We start from the raw sequence: 13,595 nt of genomic DNA on the forward strand, positions 1-13,595 counted from the left end.
TACGCTTTAAGGGAAGTATTGCGGCGGAGTCCTCGTAGTAAAATCGCGCCGTGGCGACTCCCATATTGGTATGGATATTTTACACAAAATTGGAACTTTTATGAAAACCTATTTCCGGTAGCTATGGGCCAAGACCTACCGGAGCCCCTCATGACTGATCAGCCAAGCTATCCCATCACCCAGACCAATCGCATCAAACGCGCCCATGAGCGCGCGGCCTATGATCACGCGAGCGTGCACGCCATTCTGGACGCCGCCGCGCTTTGTCATGTTGCCTATGTGATTGACGACCAACCCTATGCCACGCCGACCATGTTCTGGCGCGAAGGGTCTCGGCTTTACTGGCACGGAAGTGCTGCGAGCCGGATGATCAAGACCATCCGTAAGGGCGTGAAGGCCTGCGTGACGGTGACCCATTTTGACGGGCTGGTGATTGCGCGGTCTGGTTTCCATCATTCTGCGAACTACCGGACGGTCATGGCCTTTGGAACAGCGCGCCTGCTTGACGATCCCGATGAAAAATACGCAGCGCAAATTGCCATGGTGGATCGGCTGTTCCCGGGTCGGACAGAAGGCTTGCGCAAAGTCACGGATCAGGAACTTAAGGCAACGTCTTTTATCTACATGGACATCGAAAGTGCCGCAGCCAAAGTGCGGACGGGCACCGTCAAAGACGACGAAGAAGACTACGCCCTGCCCATCCACGCCGAAGTCATTCCAATCCACACAACACTCGGCACACCAGAACCCTGCCCGCGCAGCCATAGCGAGGCCGCGCGCTGTGCGGATCTGGACCTCTATTCTGCCGGGGTCTCGCTTGAGGGTGCCTTGACCCAGGCCTATGGCGAGACCTTTGGCTAGGGATTGAAACGCACGTGCCCCCTGTCCATATCTTTTGCAGATCAAGGGGGACGCGATGACAGATACAATCTTATGGCAAAGGCTCGAAGGCCTCGTGGTCTTCGTCGCCTCCGTGGTATATTTCGCAAACCTCGACAGCGGCTTGCCGATCTGGGCAGCGGTGCTGATCTTCTTCGCGCCGGATCTGTCCTTTGCGGCCTATGCGGCGGGCCCCAAGGTCGGCGCCTTCGCCTATAACCTCGTCCACGTGTACGCACTCGGGGCCGTCTTAATCGTTGCCGGCCTTTTGACGGCCAATGTTTTGTTGACAGCCATTGGGGCCTTGATGTTGGCCCACACCGGCTTTGACCGTGCGCTTGGCTATGGGTTGAAATCCACCAAAGGCTTCAAACACACCCATATGGGCGATCTATGACAAAGCCCCGCCAAAGCGGGGCTTTCTTTTCGCTTAGAAAAAGGGCCTTAGCCGATGACGCCACCGTCGGTGCGCTTCACGGCAACCACGCAAGAGCGCGGCAGCGTGCCTGGGCCATCTGGGAAGTCAGCCGCTGGGTGCTGGATACCAACAAAAGCGGTGCGACGGTCCAAGGACCAGCACAGACCCGTAACTTCACAACGGTTCGGACCGGTCATGAAACGCACGATCTCGCCCGTCGCAGGATCACCGATCAGCATCTGGTTGTTGCCCTGACCCGAAAAATCGCCTTCGTTCTTATAGTCACCGTCGGTCTGGATCCACAGCAGGCCTTTGCTGTCAAACTGCATCCCGTCAGGGCTGTTGAACATATTGCCCGCATTGACGTTCGCGGAGCCTGAGCGGTCATCGTCAAACACAGTCGGGTTGCCCGCCATCACATAGAGATCCCATGTGAATGCAGTGTCGGTGTGATCACCATTCACCGGACGCCAGCGCACGATTTGACCAAACTTATTTGCTTCGCGTGGGTTTGGACCGCCCACAGGTGTCTCATCCCCACCTGCGTTGGTCTTCAGACCACGGTTCTTATTATTGGTCAGCGCGCAATAGGCTTCGACTTTCAGAGGGTTCACCGCCACCCATTCAGGACGATCCATCGTGGTCGCACCCACTTTGGAGCCCGCCACACGGGTGTGAATGCAGATTTCCTCGGCTGTCATGCCAGTCGCTTCTGGGGTCAGGGCAATCCATTCACCGCTCAGATCGTCGTTGAATTTCGCCACATAAAGCTGACCGTCGCTCAGCAGACCCTCGGTGCTGCCGCCTTCGACATAAGCGTCCTTGGAGACGAATTTATAAAGGAACTCGCCGCGTTCATCGTCGCCCATATAGACAACCACGCGACCATCCGCCGCCAGAACGGTTTCCGCGTTCTCATGCTTGAAACGACCCAGAGCGGTGCGTTTCTTTGGCGTTGAGGTTGGATCCGTCGCATCAATCTCAACAATGTAACCATGACGGTTAGGCTCGTTGATGTTCTTGCTCAGATCGAAACGATCGTCGAACTTTTCAAACCCGTAGCGGGATTTGGTTTTGATGCCATAGCGCTTGAACTCTGCTGGCAACTCTTGCTCTGCATCTGCCGACCCGAAATAGCCGTTAAAGTTTTCTTCGCAGGTCAGGTAGGTGCCCCAAGGGGTCTCGCCATTGCCGCAGTTGTTCCAGGTGCCCAGAACGGTTTTCGCCATTGGATCTGCGTCGGTTTTCAGCAGATCGTGGCCTGCCGCAGGACCGGTCAGCTCCATCGGCGTGTCAATGGTGATGCGGCGGTTGAATTCCGAATCCAGCACCACGTCCCAGCCAGTCGCGCCCTCTTCGATTTCGATGATCGAAATACCATGAGCGTTCTTCATTTTTTGAACGTCATCGGCATTGATCGCCTTGCCGTCTTTGCGGTTGCTCAGCAGAACTTTGTTCTGAATATACTCGTTGTTCACCGCAAGGATCTGTTTGTCGCCCTTGGCAAAGATCGCCATACCATCGGTGTTGTCGCCAAACGCGCGCGCTTGGGTTTCGGCGGTGCCGCCGGTCGCTTGATCGACGTCAGCGGTGCCAGACCACAAAGGCTGACCCCATTTGACCAGAACTTCCCACTCATAACCCTCTGGCAGAGTGATGGTATTCGCGGTGGACGTTGGGATCGGGTTAAAGCCAAAGCGGTTCGCCGCCTGCGCCTCAGAGGCGAGGAACGTCGTGCCCATAACAGCTGCGCCAGAGCCAAAGGCCACAACGCCGCCCAGGAACCCACGGCGAGACATCGCCGCGTCGACTACGGCATCAAAACCGTTGTCCTCTGGGCGCGGGTCGCGCAGTTCGTCATAGTCATCAAAGGAAAGCTCGTCGATGTCGTGCTCACGCATTGGGAAATCCTTGTCGTTTGCTGGATAGTGAGGGCCCCTCCCTAGCGCGCGGTAGGCAACGAATTCGTTGCAGATTTGTATGATCTAGATGACGGTTTGTTTGCCGTTTTGTGACGCCAAAAATTCGGGCAAATTGGTTAACATATTGCTTACGACTTGACCTTCGCCTCTCGGCTCAGGCATGGGCGTCTCATGCAAGTCAAAACCATGATCCTTGGTGCCGGAGCCGCCGGAATGATGTGCGCAGCCCATGCGGGCGGTGACACTTTGGTGGTCGATCACGCCAAAGCGCCGGGCGAAAAAATTCGTATCTCGGGGGGCGGTCGCTGCAATTTCACCAATATGTACGCAGGGCCCGAAAATTTCCTGAGCGGCAATCCGCATTTCTGCAAAAGCGCGCTCAGCCGGTATACGCAATGGGATTTCATCGACCTCGTCGCGCGCCACGGGATCGCCTATCACGAGAAAACTCTGGGGCAGCTGTTTTGCGATGAATCCTCGAAAGACATCATCCAAATGTTGCTGTCTGAGCTGCGCAAAGCGGGCGCGGATCTGTGGCTGAAGACGTCAATTCTGTCGGTGACACGAAAAGACGGTGCCTTTGAGGTTTCACTCGATAAAGACGGCACAAAAACCACCGTCACGGCTCAAAACCTGGTTCTGGCAACCGGCGGCAAATCCATCCCCAAAATGGGCGCGACGGGTTTGGCTTACGACCTTGCCCGCCAATTTGGCCTGAACGTCACCGAGACCCGCGCGGGCCTTGTACCTTTCACATTCTCTGACGGGCGTTTCAAAGCCCTCGCGGGCGTCGCTCTTCCCGTGCGGGCATCGCTCCCATCCACCTCGTTTGACGAAGCCTTGCTTTTCACCCATCGCGGCCTTTCAGGCCCCTCGGTTCTGCAGATCAGCTCTTACTGGCGCGAAGGCCAGAAAGTCGCCTTTGACCTCTATCCCCTAGGCGGTCTTTACGAGGCGCTGCGTGCAAAACGCACCGAAGATGGTCGCAAAAACCTCTCAACCATTCTAGCGCAGTTTCTGCCCGCGAAGCTCGTTGATTTCCTCACCACTGACCTCGCACTCACCGGCAACATCGCCGACCAATCTGACGCCAAACTACGCGCTCTCACGGACGCCATCCACACCTGGCACCTCACCCCCAGCGGCACCGAAGGTTATCGCACCGCCGAAGTCACGCTGGGCGGCATCGACACTGACGCGCTGTCGTCAAAAACCATGCAAGCCAAATCCGTCCCCGGCCTCTACGCCATCGGCGAAGCGGTCGACGTCACGGGCTGGCTTGGTGGCTTCAACTTCCAATGGGCCTGGAGCTCGGGCTACGCCGCCGGCACCGCAATCGCGGCCAGCTAGGCTTTTTCTCTTGCCAAAAATATCCCCGCCGGAGGCATCCCACACGGGCCACACCCTATGACAGCTGGGCTTTCACAAGCTCTGCAAAGTGATCGCCACGTTTCTCGAAACTGTCGTATTGATCAAAGCTTGCCGCGGCAGGCGCCAGCAAAACCGTCTCGCCTTCTTGCGCCTCAGCCACTGCTTTCGACACAGCCGTCTCCATATCCGTGCAAACCTCAGCCTCAAGCCCGCCAAGCTGCATAGCGAAATTCGCGGCCTCGCGGCCTATCACATAGGCCTTAACGACTTCACCAGTGGCCGCCTGCACCGCCTCAAGACCACCATCCTTCTGCAATCCGCCACAGATCCAACGGATCTTTTTGAACGCCCCAAGCGCCTTGGCCGCCGCATCCACATTGGTCGCCTTACTGTCATTCACATAGGTCACACCATCCGCCTCAGCGATAATCTGAGAGCGATGCGGCAGGCCTGCGAAACTATGAAACGCCTGCTCAATCACCCGCGGCGCAAGCCCAAGCGAACGACAGACTGCATAGGCCGCGCAGGCGTTCTGATGGTTGTGCACTCCCGGCAAGCCTTTTACAGACCGCAGATCAATCGACCCGACCTGCTTGCCCTTGCGATACTCAGACAAAAAGCCCTTCTTGGCAAAGACCTGCCAGCCCGGCCCCGTCAGTTTCTGCTCAACCGACATTCGGATCACGCGGTCATCGGACAGGCCTTCAGAGAGTTGATTGGCCAGATAGAGCCCCTCATCCTCGTCAATCCCAATCACAGCGCGATCCGGCCCGCCTTCGGCAAAGAGCCGACGCTTGGCCGCGAAATAGCCGCCCATGCCAGCATGGCGATCCAGATGGTCAGGCGAGAGGTTCGTGAAGACTGCAATATCCGGCGTCAAAGACCGCGCGAGATCGGTTTGATAGCTCGACAGCTCCAGCACCACGACCTCGCCATCGATGGCCGGATCTATATCCAAAACACCACGCCCGATATTGCCTGCGAGCTGACAGGGGCGGTTGGCGGCCTCCAGAACGTGATGGATTAAGGCCGAGGTGGTGGACTTGCCGTTGGAGCCAGTGACTGCAACCACTTTGGGCAGCGTGTCGAAGTTATCCCAGTCCCGTGTCGCGAAGCTGCGAAAAAACAGGCCGATGTCATTGTCCACGGCAACGCCTGCCGCCAAAGCGGCCTTCACCACCGGATTAGGCGTCGGATAAAGATGCGGAATACCGGGCGAGACAATCAGGCTGGTGATGCCCTCAAACGCGCCCTGCTTTGCGAGTTCCTTGATCGCAAAGCCTTCACCCTCCGCCGCCGCGCGCGCGGCTGGGTTGTCGTCCCAACAGATCGGGGTCGCTCCTCCCTCGCGCAGCGCGCGGGCCGTCGCAAGGCCAGATCGGCCAAGACCCAGAACGGCGATCTGATGGCCCTTATATCCGACAACAGGTATCATCGGTGCGTCCCCTCACTCTGCGCCCGCGAGCGCCTGTAAAATTACCAAAGCGCGATCCGCGTCACCTGCGGGCACAAAAGCATGATCATGGTGATAGGCCGCAACCATGTTGCAGGCAATGCCCGCGTCGGCCAAGGCGCGCGCGACGGCCGCGGTCAGCCCCACGCCATCCAAGGCAGAATGCACCGTCAAAGTGATGCGCCGCATGGGTAGGTCGCGCGCCAAGCCCGCTTCTTGTGCAACCTGATCGGTTAAGATCAACGAAAGGCCTTCGTCTTCGGCAAAACTCGCCAAAGCCTGAGATGCCAACGCCTCAGCGCCGTTTGGCAGCAAACAAAAATGATAGAGCGTGTCATCCAACACAGGCGCCATGCCGGAAATCATGGCGCTGGTGTCTTTGACGGGCGTGGACACGGGGCCCCTCACCGAACCTTCAGCGTCGCCAGACCGATCATCGCGAGGATCAGGGAGATGATCCAGAACCGGATCACGATCTGAGGTTCAGCCCAGCCCTTTTTCTCGTAGTGGTGATGGATCGGTGCCATAAGAAACACGCGCTTGCCCGTGGCCTTAAAGTAGACGACCTGAATAATAACCGAGAGCGCCTCGACCACAAAAAGCCCGCCGACAATCGCCAGCACCAGCTCGTGTTTGGTCGAAACCGCAATCGCGCCCAATGCGCCGCCCAAAGCCAAAGACCCAGTGTCACCCATAAAGACCGCTGCGGGAGGGGCGTTGTACCAGAGGAACCCAAGGCCTCCGCCGATGAGGGCTGCGGTAAAAATCAAGATCTCACCGGTGCCCGGGACGTAGTGCACGTCCAGATATTCGGTAAAGTCGACGCGGCCAACCGCATAAGCGATAATGCCCAATGTGCCACCTGCGATCATAACAGGCATGATCGCCAGACCGTCCAGACCATCGGTCAGGTTCACCGAGTTCGCAGAGCCTACGATAACGATCACAGAAAACGGTACAAAGACGTAACCCAGGTTCAGCAGAACGTCTTTAAAGATCGGCAGAGCCAGTTGGTATTGCAGATTTTCCGGATGCAGCGTCGATGCCCAATAGCCAGCGATTGCCGCAATCAAGAGCCCCAACAACAGGCGGATCCGGCTAGAAACACCCTTAGTGTTCTGCTTGCTGACCTTGGCGTAATCATCGGCAAAGCCAATCAGCCCATAGGCCAAAGTCACAAAAAGAACGAGCCAGACAAACCCATTATCAAGCCGCGCCCACAAGAGCGTCGAGGTCACCAGAGCCCCCACGATCAGCAAGCCGCCCATGGTCGGTGTACCTGCCTTGGAAAAGTGGCTTTCCGGACCATCATCGCGGATCGGCTGTCCTTTGCCTTGCCGCCTGCGCAGCACGTTGATCAACGGACGACCAAAAATAAACCCAAAGAGCAACGCGGTCAGAAAGGCTCCGCCAGCGCGGAAGGTGATATAGCGAAACAAGTTAAAAACATCGCCACCATCTGACAAAAGCGTCAACCAATAGAGCATTACGCGGTCCCTTTGCTTAATTTCATGGCGGGATGGCCCAATTTACGAATAGCGTCAACCACGCGCGCAACACCCATACTGAGTGAGCCTTTTGCCGCCACAATATCCCCGGCATGCAGATCGCGGGCGACGCCCTTAGCCATCTCCTCGCTGGTCTCGGTCCAACGGCCGCGCTTTTCAACGGGCAGCGCGTCGTAGAGCTCTTTCATCAGGGGGCCAATGCAATGAATTCGGTCGATTTTTTCCACCGAGGCCAGATCTGCGATCTCGCGGTGCAGATCTTTTTCGCGCGGACCCAGCTCTTTCATATCGCCAAGATAGGCAATCCTGCGGGCGCTTTGCCCTGCCGTTTCGCCCGACAATTCCGCAACAGACAAGACTTCTAGTGAGGCGCGCACAGAGGCCGGATTGGCGTTATATGCGTCATCAATCAACTCGATCATGCGACGATTGTCCGCCGGGTCCAGCTGGATAATATCGCGCAACCCGCGACCTGCGCCGGGTTCCCAACGGCCGAGATCAGTGATCGCGATGGCAGGATCAAGCGCCAGCGCGTCCGCCACCGCGAGAACGGCGAGGCCGTTCATGGCATAGTGGCGACCGGGCACGGCAACTTTATAGAGCAAGGGCTGTCCATGGGCCGTGCCGGTGCCCACGGTGGCGCTGTCAGTGACGTTTACGTCTGTCAGGCGGAAAGTCGCATCACTCTCGCCGAAAGCCACAAGCGTCTTCGCATTTTGCGCGGCGATGTCTTGCAGGATGGGCGAGACCGTGAGGTCTGCGTTAAAAATCGCGGTGCCGTTTTCTTCGAGACCCGTGAAAATCGAAGCCTTCTCGAGCGCGATCCCTTCGACATTCTCAAAAGCCTCAAGATGCGCGGGCGCAACGGTCGTCACCACCGCCACATGCGGACGTGCCATTGCAGCCAAAGGCGCGATTTCGCCGGGGTGGTTCATGCCGATCTCGATCACCGCGTATTCCGTGTCTTTCGGCATTCGCGCCAAAGTCAGTGGTACACCCCAATGGTTGTTGTAGCTCGCAACCGAGGCATGCACCCGCCCCTGCCCGCCAAGCACCGTACGCAGCATCTCTTTGGTCGAGGTCTTGCCTACTGAGCCCGTCACCGCGACGACTTTGCCACCCATGCGCGCGCGGGAGGCACGGCCCAGATCCTCTAGGGCCCCAAGCACATCCTCAGCGATCAATAGCGGCGCATCGGCTGGGAGGCCTTCGGGGATATGGCTGACCAGCGCCGCGCCGGCCCCTTTCTCCAAGGCTTGGGCGACGAAGTCATGGCCGTCTCGCGCAGCCTTGAGGGCCACGAAGAGGTCGCCCACCTGAATCGTCCGCGTATCGATAGAAACGCCATTAACAGTCCAGTCGCCCTGCGCTTTGCCGCCGGTTGCTTTGGCGGCCTCAGATGCGGTCCACAATGTCATGCCAGATCTCCGTCCAAAGCCATCACGGCGACGCTCGCCTGCTCCACATCGTCAAAGGGCAAGACATCATCGCCAACGATCTGTCCGGTTTCATGCCCCTTGCCCGCGATCAACAAGGCATCGCCTGGCCCCAACGCATCCACCCCGCGCAGGATCGCTTCGGCGCGGTCGCCGACCTCAATCGCCTCGGGCGCGCCTTCAAGGACGGCGGCTCGGATGGTCGCGGGATCTTCGCTGCGCGGGTTGTCGTCCGTCACGAACACCACATCCGCGTTCTCTTGCGCAGCTTTGCCCATCAAAGGCCGTTTAATCGGATCGCGATCCCCTCCGGCGCCAACGATCACCACGAGCTTGCCCATCACATGCGGGCGCATGGCCTTGAGCGCGGTTTCAACCGCATCCGGCGTATGGGAATAATCCACAAACACCGGCGCGCCGTTGCGACGGGTTGCGGCAAGTTGCATCCGACCTCGCACGGTTGTCAGAGTATGCAGAACCTCAAACACGCGCATCGGATCAGCCCCGCAGCCAATCGCAAGGCCCGAGGCCAAAAGGACGTTGTCAGCCTGAAAGCCTCCAATCAGGTTCAGACGTACTTGATAGGTCTCATCGCGAAACGAAAAGCGGATGTCTTGGCCCCCATTGTCCAAACGCTGGCTCAACAAACACAGGTCCGCGCCCTCGCGCCCCACAGTAATCACCGCCTGCCCACGACCCCGCGCAATCGCGGCCATATCAGGCCCGCGCATATCGTCTGTGTTGATGACCGCCACACCATCCTCTGGCAGCACGCGGTCAAAAAGCGCGGCTTTGGCGTCGAAATACTCATCGAATGTGGCGTGGTAATCCAGATGATCCTGCGTGAAATTCGTGAAGCCTGCAGCGGTCAGTTGAACCCCATCCAGACGCCTTTGAGCCAGCCCATGCGAACTGGCTTCCATCGCGGCATAGTCGATCCCCTCGGCATGGGCTGCCGCCAAGGTGCGATGCAATGTGATCGGCTCAGGCGTAGTGTGCATCAAAGGCGCTTCAAAGTCGCCCTCCACCCCAGTTGTGCCAAGGTTCACCGCAGGCAAACCCATCGCTTGCCAGATCATCCGCAAGAACGTCGAGACCGAAGTCTTGCCATTCGTGCCCGTCACCGCCGCCATCACCGGCGGCTGGTGCTCAAACCAGAGCGCGGCCGTATAGGCCAGAGCCTGCCTTGGGTCTTCGCAGATAATCAAAGCCGCGTCTGAGGCCGCAAGTTCCGCCTCCGCAATCCGCGCGCCTTCGGCGTCGGTCATCACAGCAACCGCGCCCATGCGCAGAGCAAACTGGATGAACGTCGCGCCATGCACCTGTGTGCCGGGAAGCGCTGCGAACAAATAGCCGTCCTTCACGTCGCGGCTGTCCACGGCCAATCCGGAAATTTCGGGATTTTTTCCCTGTAGGGCCGTCAGGCCAAGGTCGGAAACAGTTCTTGCCTGCTCTGCCATTTATCTGCCCTTGCCAGCTTAGTTTGCTGCCAAGGTTATATCAGTCAATTCCACAGGTTCAACGTGCGGCAGCAAGCCCAGCAAAGGTGCGACGCGGCCGATGATTTCAGAGGCCACAGGCACGGCCGTCCAACCGGCCGTACGGCGCGGCTCTTCGCCCATGGTTTCAACGGGTTCATCCAGCGTCACCACCAGGACGTATTTCGGATCATGCGCGGGGAAGACCGAGGCAAAGGTATTGATCACCTTGTCCTCATAGTAACCACCGTTCGGCTTGGGTTTATCCGCCGTGCCGGTTTTGCCTGCCACATGATAGCCCGGCACCTCACCCATCGAGGCGGTGCCCTCTGTGACCACCTTGCGCAACATATCGACGCTTGCCTCTGCTACCGCTTGGCTCATAACACGCGGACCATATTTCGCGCCGTCTTGCCTCAGGATCGTCGGCTCGATCTTGTGTCCACCATTGGCAATCGCCGCATAGGCTGCGGCCAGATGCAAAGGCGTTGCCGACAGGCCATGACCGTAAGAGATTGTCACGGCAGACAAATCTGTCCACTTGGACGGCTTGAGCGGCTTGCCACCGGTCGCCTCGACAACCTCGATCTTCGTCGGGTCAAACATGCCCAGAGACTCCAGGAACTCTTGCTGACGTTCTGCGCCAACGTCTAGCGCGATGCGCCCCGTCCCACGGTTTGAGCTTTTGACGATGATGTCTGTGACCGAGATCTTACCGTAATTCTTGTTCTCAAATTCGCCAATTGTGTAGCCATGCACCTTCATCGGACCTTTGGTCTCGATCACGGTCTCTGGCGTCACAAGGCCCAACTCAAGCGCCTGAGCGGTTGTGAAGATCTTGAAGGTCGATCCAAGTTCATAAACGCCCTGCAACGCCCTGTTAAACAAAGGACTTTCCGACCCAGCCTCTGTCGGAATTGGGCGTGGACGATCGTTAGGATCAAAGTCGGGCATTGAGCTCAGCGCGATGACTTCGCCCGAATGCGCGTCCATTAGGACAGCCGCGGCACCCTTGGCGTTCAAGAGCTTCATACCGCCAAAAAGCACCCGCTCCATGGCCGCTTGGATGGTGAGGTCCAAAGAGAGCGTCAGCGCTTTGCCGCCATTGGCCGGATCACGCAGGATGTCATCAAAGGTTTTCTCAACCCCAGCGACTCCGATCACTTCGGCAGCACTCACACCCTCACGCCCAAAACCTGCTCCGCCCAGAATATGCGCGGCCAGTTTACCGTTGGGGTAAAGACGCATCTCGCGCGGGCCAAACAACAGACCGGGATCACCGATATCGTGCACGGCTTGTTTCTGCTCGGGACTCAGCTTTTTGCGCACCCAAAGGAATTTGCGTTTGCCGGTGAAATCCTTAAGCAAGCGCTGCTCGTTCATATCCGGGAAAATGCGCACCAGCTCTTGGGCGACCCGCTCTTTGTCGATCATCTGCTGAGGCTGCGCATAAAGGCTGTGGGTCTCGATATTGGTCGCCAGAATACGCCCGTTACGATCTACGATATCCGCGCGCTGCGCCATGATGCGTGCGCCGCCGGTGCTCGAGCGCGGCTCGACCACTTCGCTTTGCGAAAGCGTGCCCATGCGGATGCCGATGATGCTGAAGGCTGCAAGGAACATGACGCCAAGGACCAAAAGACGCCCCTCAGCCCGCTGACGCGCCGCACCGCGCATTTCTTCGTGACGCTGGCGGATGTTCTCTTTTTCAATCGCCTTGTGGTCCGCGCCGTTTTGGCGTGCTTGAAGGATCGTGGCCAAAGGACGTAAAGGTGTACGGGTCATTGGCTTGCTTCCTGATTGGAGACCTCGACAACGTCGTCGATAATATCAATATTCACAGGGGGATAGCTGACTTGCTCGACCATGCCGAATTGATCGGCTTGCAATGGCAAAAGCTGCAGGCGGTCAAAGTTCAGATCCGCAAGATCCAGCAGGCGATCCGGGCGGTTCAGATAGGCCCATTCCGCTTTAAGGATCGCCAGACGATCACGCGCCTCGCTGATCTCGTAGCGCAGTTCTTCGACATTCCCGAGCGCCTGTTGCGTGGCATAATTCTCGCGATAGGCCCAGAAGGCCAAGGCGATCACCGATAGGGCTGTCATCACATAAAGCAGGCTACGCATTACTTTCGTCCCCTCTTTTGGCCGCCCAACATGGGCATCCCGATCTTGGCCCCATCGACCAAGCCCGCAGGCGCATCGGTGCGGCGGGCCACGCGCAACTTTGCAGAGCGCGACCGTGGGTTGATGGCGAGTTCTTCGTCATCGGGCCCAACCGCTTTGCGGGTGAGCAGCTCAAAACCCGGCGCGTCCTGAGCCACCTCAGGAGCGTAACGATTGCCCCCGCCGGTGCGGCCCGCACGTTCGGCCATGAATTTCTTGACCATGCGGTCTTCAATGGAATGAAAGGTCACAACGGCCAGCAATCCGCCGGGCTTGAGGGCCCGTTCTGCGGCCATCAGACCATTTAGCAATTCGCCGTATTCATTGTTCACCGCAATGCGCAAACCCTGAAAGCTGCGGGTCGCCGGATGGCTTTGCCCGGGCTTGGGGCGCGGCAGGTTTTTCTCAATGATATCTGCGAGTTCCAACGTGGTCCTAAACGGCCGATCCGCGCGCGCCTTGACGATTGCACGGGCAATTCGGCGGCTAGCGCGTTCTTCGCCGTAGTGAAACAGAATATCCGCGATCTCTTCTTCAGAGGATTCATTGACCAGATCAGCCGCCGAAGGCCCCGACTGGCTCATGCGCATATCTAGAGGGCCGTCTTTCATGAAGGAAAAGCCGCGCTCGGCAAGATCCAACTGCATCGAACTGACACCCAGATCCAAGACCACCCCGTCCAGATCCTGCGCATGGGCGTCCATGTTGGAAAACACGTCGGCGATGAACTCGATCCGACCGGCGAAATCGCCAATCCAATCCTCGGCCATTGCAAACGCCAATGGATCACGATCCACGCCATAAACCTTATCCGCCCCCGCCTCGAGCAACCCGCGCGTATAGCCGCCCGCCCCAAAGGTGCCATCCAGCCAACGGCCAGACACAGGCGCAACCGCCGCCAGCAAAGGTTTCAACAAAACTGGGATGTGAGGAGATGTCGTCTCGGTGGCAGCCTTAGACATCGA

General features: G+C 58.2%; 12 protein-coding genes. 3 read left to right on the plus strand and 9 right to left on the minus strand.

Translation table 11 applies throughout. The annotated features are described in order from the left end of the window. Nucleotides 1-150 precede the first annotated feature (150 nt). Together HZ995_RS15865 and HZ995_RS15870 are read left to right on the plus strand one after the other, a co-directional pair. Nucleotides 151-861: a pyridoxamine 5'-phosphate oxidase family protein gene (locus HZ995_RS15865; RefSeq protein ID WP_209356621.1), complete on the plus strand. Its 711-nt coding sequence runs from the start codon at nt 151-153 to the stop codon at nt 859-861. Between the two features lie 55 nt (nt 862-916). After that, a complete protein-coding gene (locus tag HZ995_RS15870; RefSeq protein WP_209356622.1) occupies nt 917-1,276 on the plus strand; it encodes a DUF4260 domain-containing protein in 360 nt (119 codons plus the stop codon). Between the two features lie 47 nt (nt 1,277-1,323). Here HZ995_RS15870 and HZ995_RS15875 read toward each other — a convergent pair whose 3' ends face one another. After that, nucleotides 1,324-3,198, minus strand: coding sequence for a PhoX family protein (locus tag HZ995_RS15875; protein WP_209356623.1), 1,875 nt, complete (start codon nt 3,196-3,198; stop codon nt 1,324-1,326). 192 nt (nt 3,199-3,390) lie between these two features. On the opposite strand from HZ995_RS15875, the gene HZ995_RS15880 reads away from it, so the two are divergent. Then, nucleotides 3,391-4,569: an NAD(P)/FAD-dependent oxidoreductase gene (locus HZ995_RS15880; RefSeq protein WP_209356624.1), complete on the plus strand. Its 1,179-nt coding sequence runs from the start codon at nt 3,391-3,393 to the stop codon at nt 4,567-4,569. A 55-nt stretch (nt 4,570-4,624) separates the two neighbouring features. On the opposite strand, the gene murD is transcribed toward HZ995_RS15880, so the two are convergent. The 8 genes from murD to rsmH are packed head-to-tail and all read right to left on the minus strand — an operon-like array spanning nt 4,625 to nt 13,592. Then, nucleotides 4,625-6,025 (minus strand): UDP-N-acetylmuramoyl-L-alanine--D-glutamate ligase, encoded by a 1,401-nt coding sequence (murD, locus tag HZ995_RS15885; protein WP_209356625.1) that lies wholly within the window; start codon nt 6,023-6,025, stop codon nt 4,625-4,627. A gap of 12 nt (nt 6,026-6,037) precedes the next feature. Then, complete coding sequence (locus HZ995_RS15890) at nt 6,038-6,439, minus strand: ACT domain-containing protein (protein WP_209356626.1); 402 nt, start codon at nt 6,437-6,439, stop codon at nt 6,038-6,040. 8 nt (nt 6,440-6,447) lie between these two features. Continuing rightward, nucleotides 6,448-7,530: a phospho-N-acetylmuramoyl-pentapeptide-transferase gene (gene mraY, locus HZ995_RS15895; RefSeq protein ID WP_209356627.1), complete on the minus strand. Its 1,083-nt coding sequence runs from the start codon at nt 7,528-7,530 to the stop codon at nt 6,448-6,450. Further along, nucleotides 7,530-8,969: a UDP-N-acetylmuramoyl-tripeptide--D-alanyl-D-alanine ligase gene (locus tag HZ995_RS15900; protein WP_209356628.1), complete on the minus strand. Its 1,440-nt coding sequence runs from the start codon at nt 8,967-8,969 to the stop codon at nt 7,530-7,532. The genes mraY and HZ995_RS15900 overlap by 1 nt, the downstream gene beginning before the upstream one ends. Beyond that, complete coding sequence (locus tag HZ995_RS15905) at nt 8,966-10,447, minus strand: UDP-N-acetylmuramoyl-L-alanyl-D-glutamate--2,6-diaminopimelate ligase (protein ID WP_209356629.1); 1,482 nt, start codon at nt 10,445-10,447, stop codon at nt 8,966-8,968. Before HZ995_RS15905 ends, HZ995_RS15900 begins: the two co-directional genes overlap by 4 nt. Nucleotides 10,448-10,465: 18 nt before the next feature. Further along, entirely contained in the window at nt 10,466-12,250 is a 1,785-nt protein-coding gene (locus HZ995_RS15910; RefSeq protein ID WP_209356630.1) for a peptidoglycan D,D-transpeptidase FtsI family protein, read from the minus strand. Beyond that, complete coding sequence (gene ftsL, locus HZ995_RS15915) at nt 12,247-12,591, minus strand: cell division protein FtsL (protein WP_209356631.1); 345 nt, start codon at nt 12,589-12,591, stop codon at nt 12,247-12,249. Before ftsL ends, HZ995_RS15910 begins: the two co-directional genes overlap by 4 nt. Next, on the minus strand, nt 12,591-13,592 hold the full coding sequence (gene rsmH / locus HZ995_RS15920; protein WP_209356632.1) for a 16S rRNA (cytosine(1402)-N(4))-methyltransferase RsmH: 1,002 nt from the start codon (nt 13,590-13,592) through the stop codon (nt 12,591-12,593). Before rsmH ends, ftsL begins: the two co-directional genes overlap by 1 nt. Nucleotides 13,593-13,595: the final 3 nt, after the last annotated feature.

The organism is Cognatishimia activa, from assembly GCF_017798205.1.
Lineage (GTDB): Bacteria > Pseudomonadota > Alphaproteobacteria > Rhodobacterales > Rhodobacteraceae > Cognatishimia > Cognatishimia activa_A.

Excerpts from the sequence above, each read along its gene's own strand:
- HZ995_RS15865 (WP_209356621.1), top strand. The coding sequence starts at position 151 with ATGACTGATCAGCCAAGCTATCCCATCACCCAGACCAATCGCATCAAA.
- ftsL (WP_209356631.1), bottom strand. The coding sequence starts at position 12,591 with ATGCGTAGCCTGCTTTATGTGATGACAGCCCTATCGGTGATCGCCTTG.
- rsmH (WP_209356632.1), bottom strand. The coding sequence starts at position 13,592 with ATGTCTAAGGCTGCCACCGAGACGACATCTCCTCACATCCCAGTTTTG.
- HZ995_RS15880 (WP_209356624.1), top strand. The coding sequence starts at position 3,391 with ATGCAAGTCAAAACCATGATCCTTGGTGCCGGAGCCGCCGGAATGATG.
- HZ995_RS15900 (WP_209356628.1), bottom strand. The coding sequence starts at position 8,969 with ATGACATTGTGGACCGCATCTGAGGCCGCCAAAGCAACCGGCGGCAAA.
- mraY (WP_209356627.1), bottom strand. The coding sequence starts at position 7,530 with ATGCTCTATTGGTTGACGCTTTTGTCAGATGGTGGCGATGTTTTTAAC.
- HZ995_RS15875 (WP_209356623.1), bottom strand. The coding sequence starts at position 3,198 with ATGCGTGAGCACGACATCGACGAGCTTTCCTTTGATGACTATGACGAA.
- murD (WP_209356625.1), bottom strand. The coding sequence starts at position 6,025 with ATGATACCTGTTGTCGGATATAAGGGCCATCAGATCGCCGTTCTGGGT.
- HZ995_RS15870 (WP_209356622.1), top strand. The coding sequence starts at position 917 with ATGACAGATACAATCTTATGGCAAAGGCTCGAAGGCCTCGTGGTCTTC.
- HZ995_RS15910 (WP_209356630.1), bottom strand. The coding sequence starts at position 12,250 with ATGACCCGTACACCTTTACGTCCTTTGGCCACGATCCTTCAAGCACGC.
- HZ995_RS15905 (WP_209356629.1), bottom strand. The coding sequence starts at position 10,447 with ATGGCAGAGCAGGCAAGAACTGTTTCCGACCTTGGCCTGACGGCCCTA.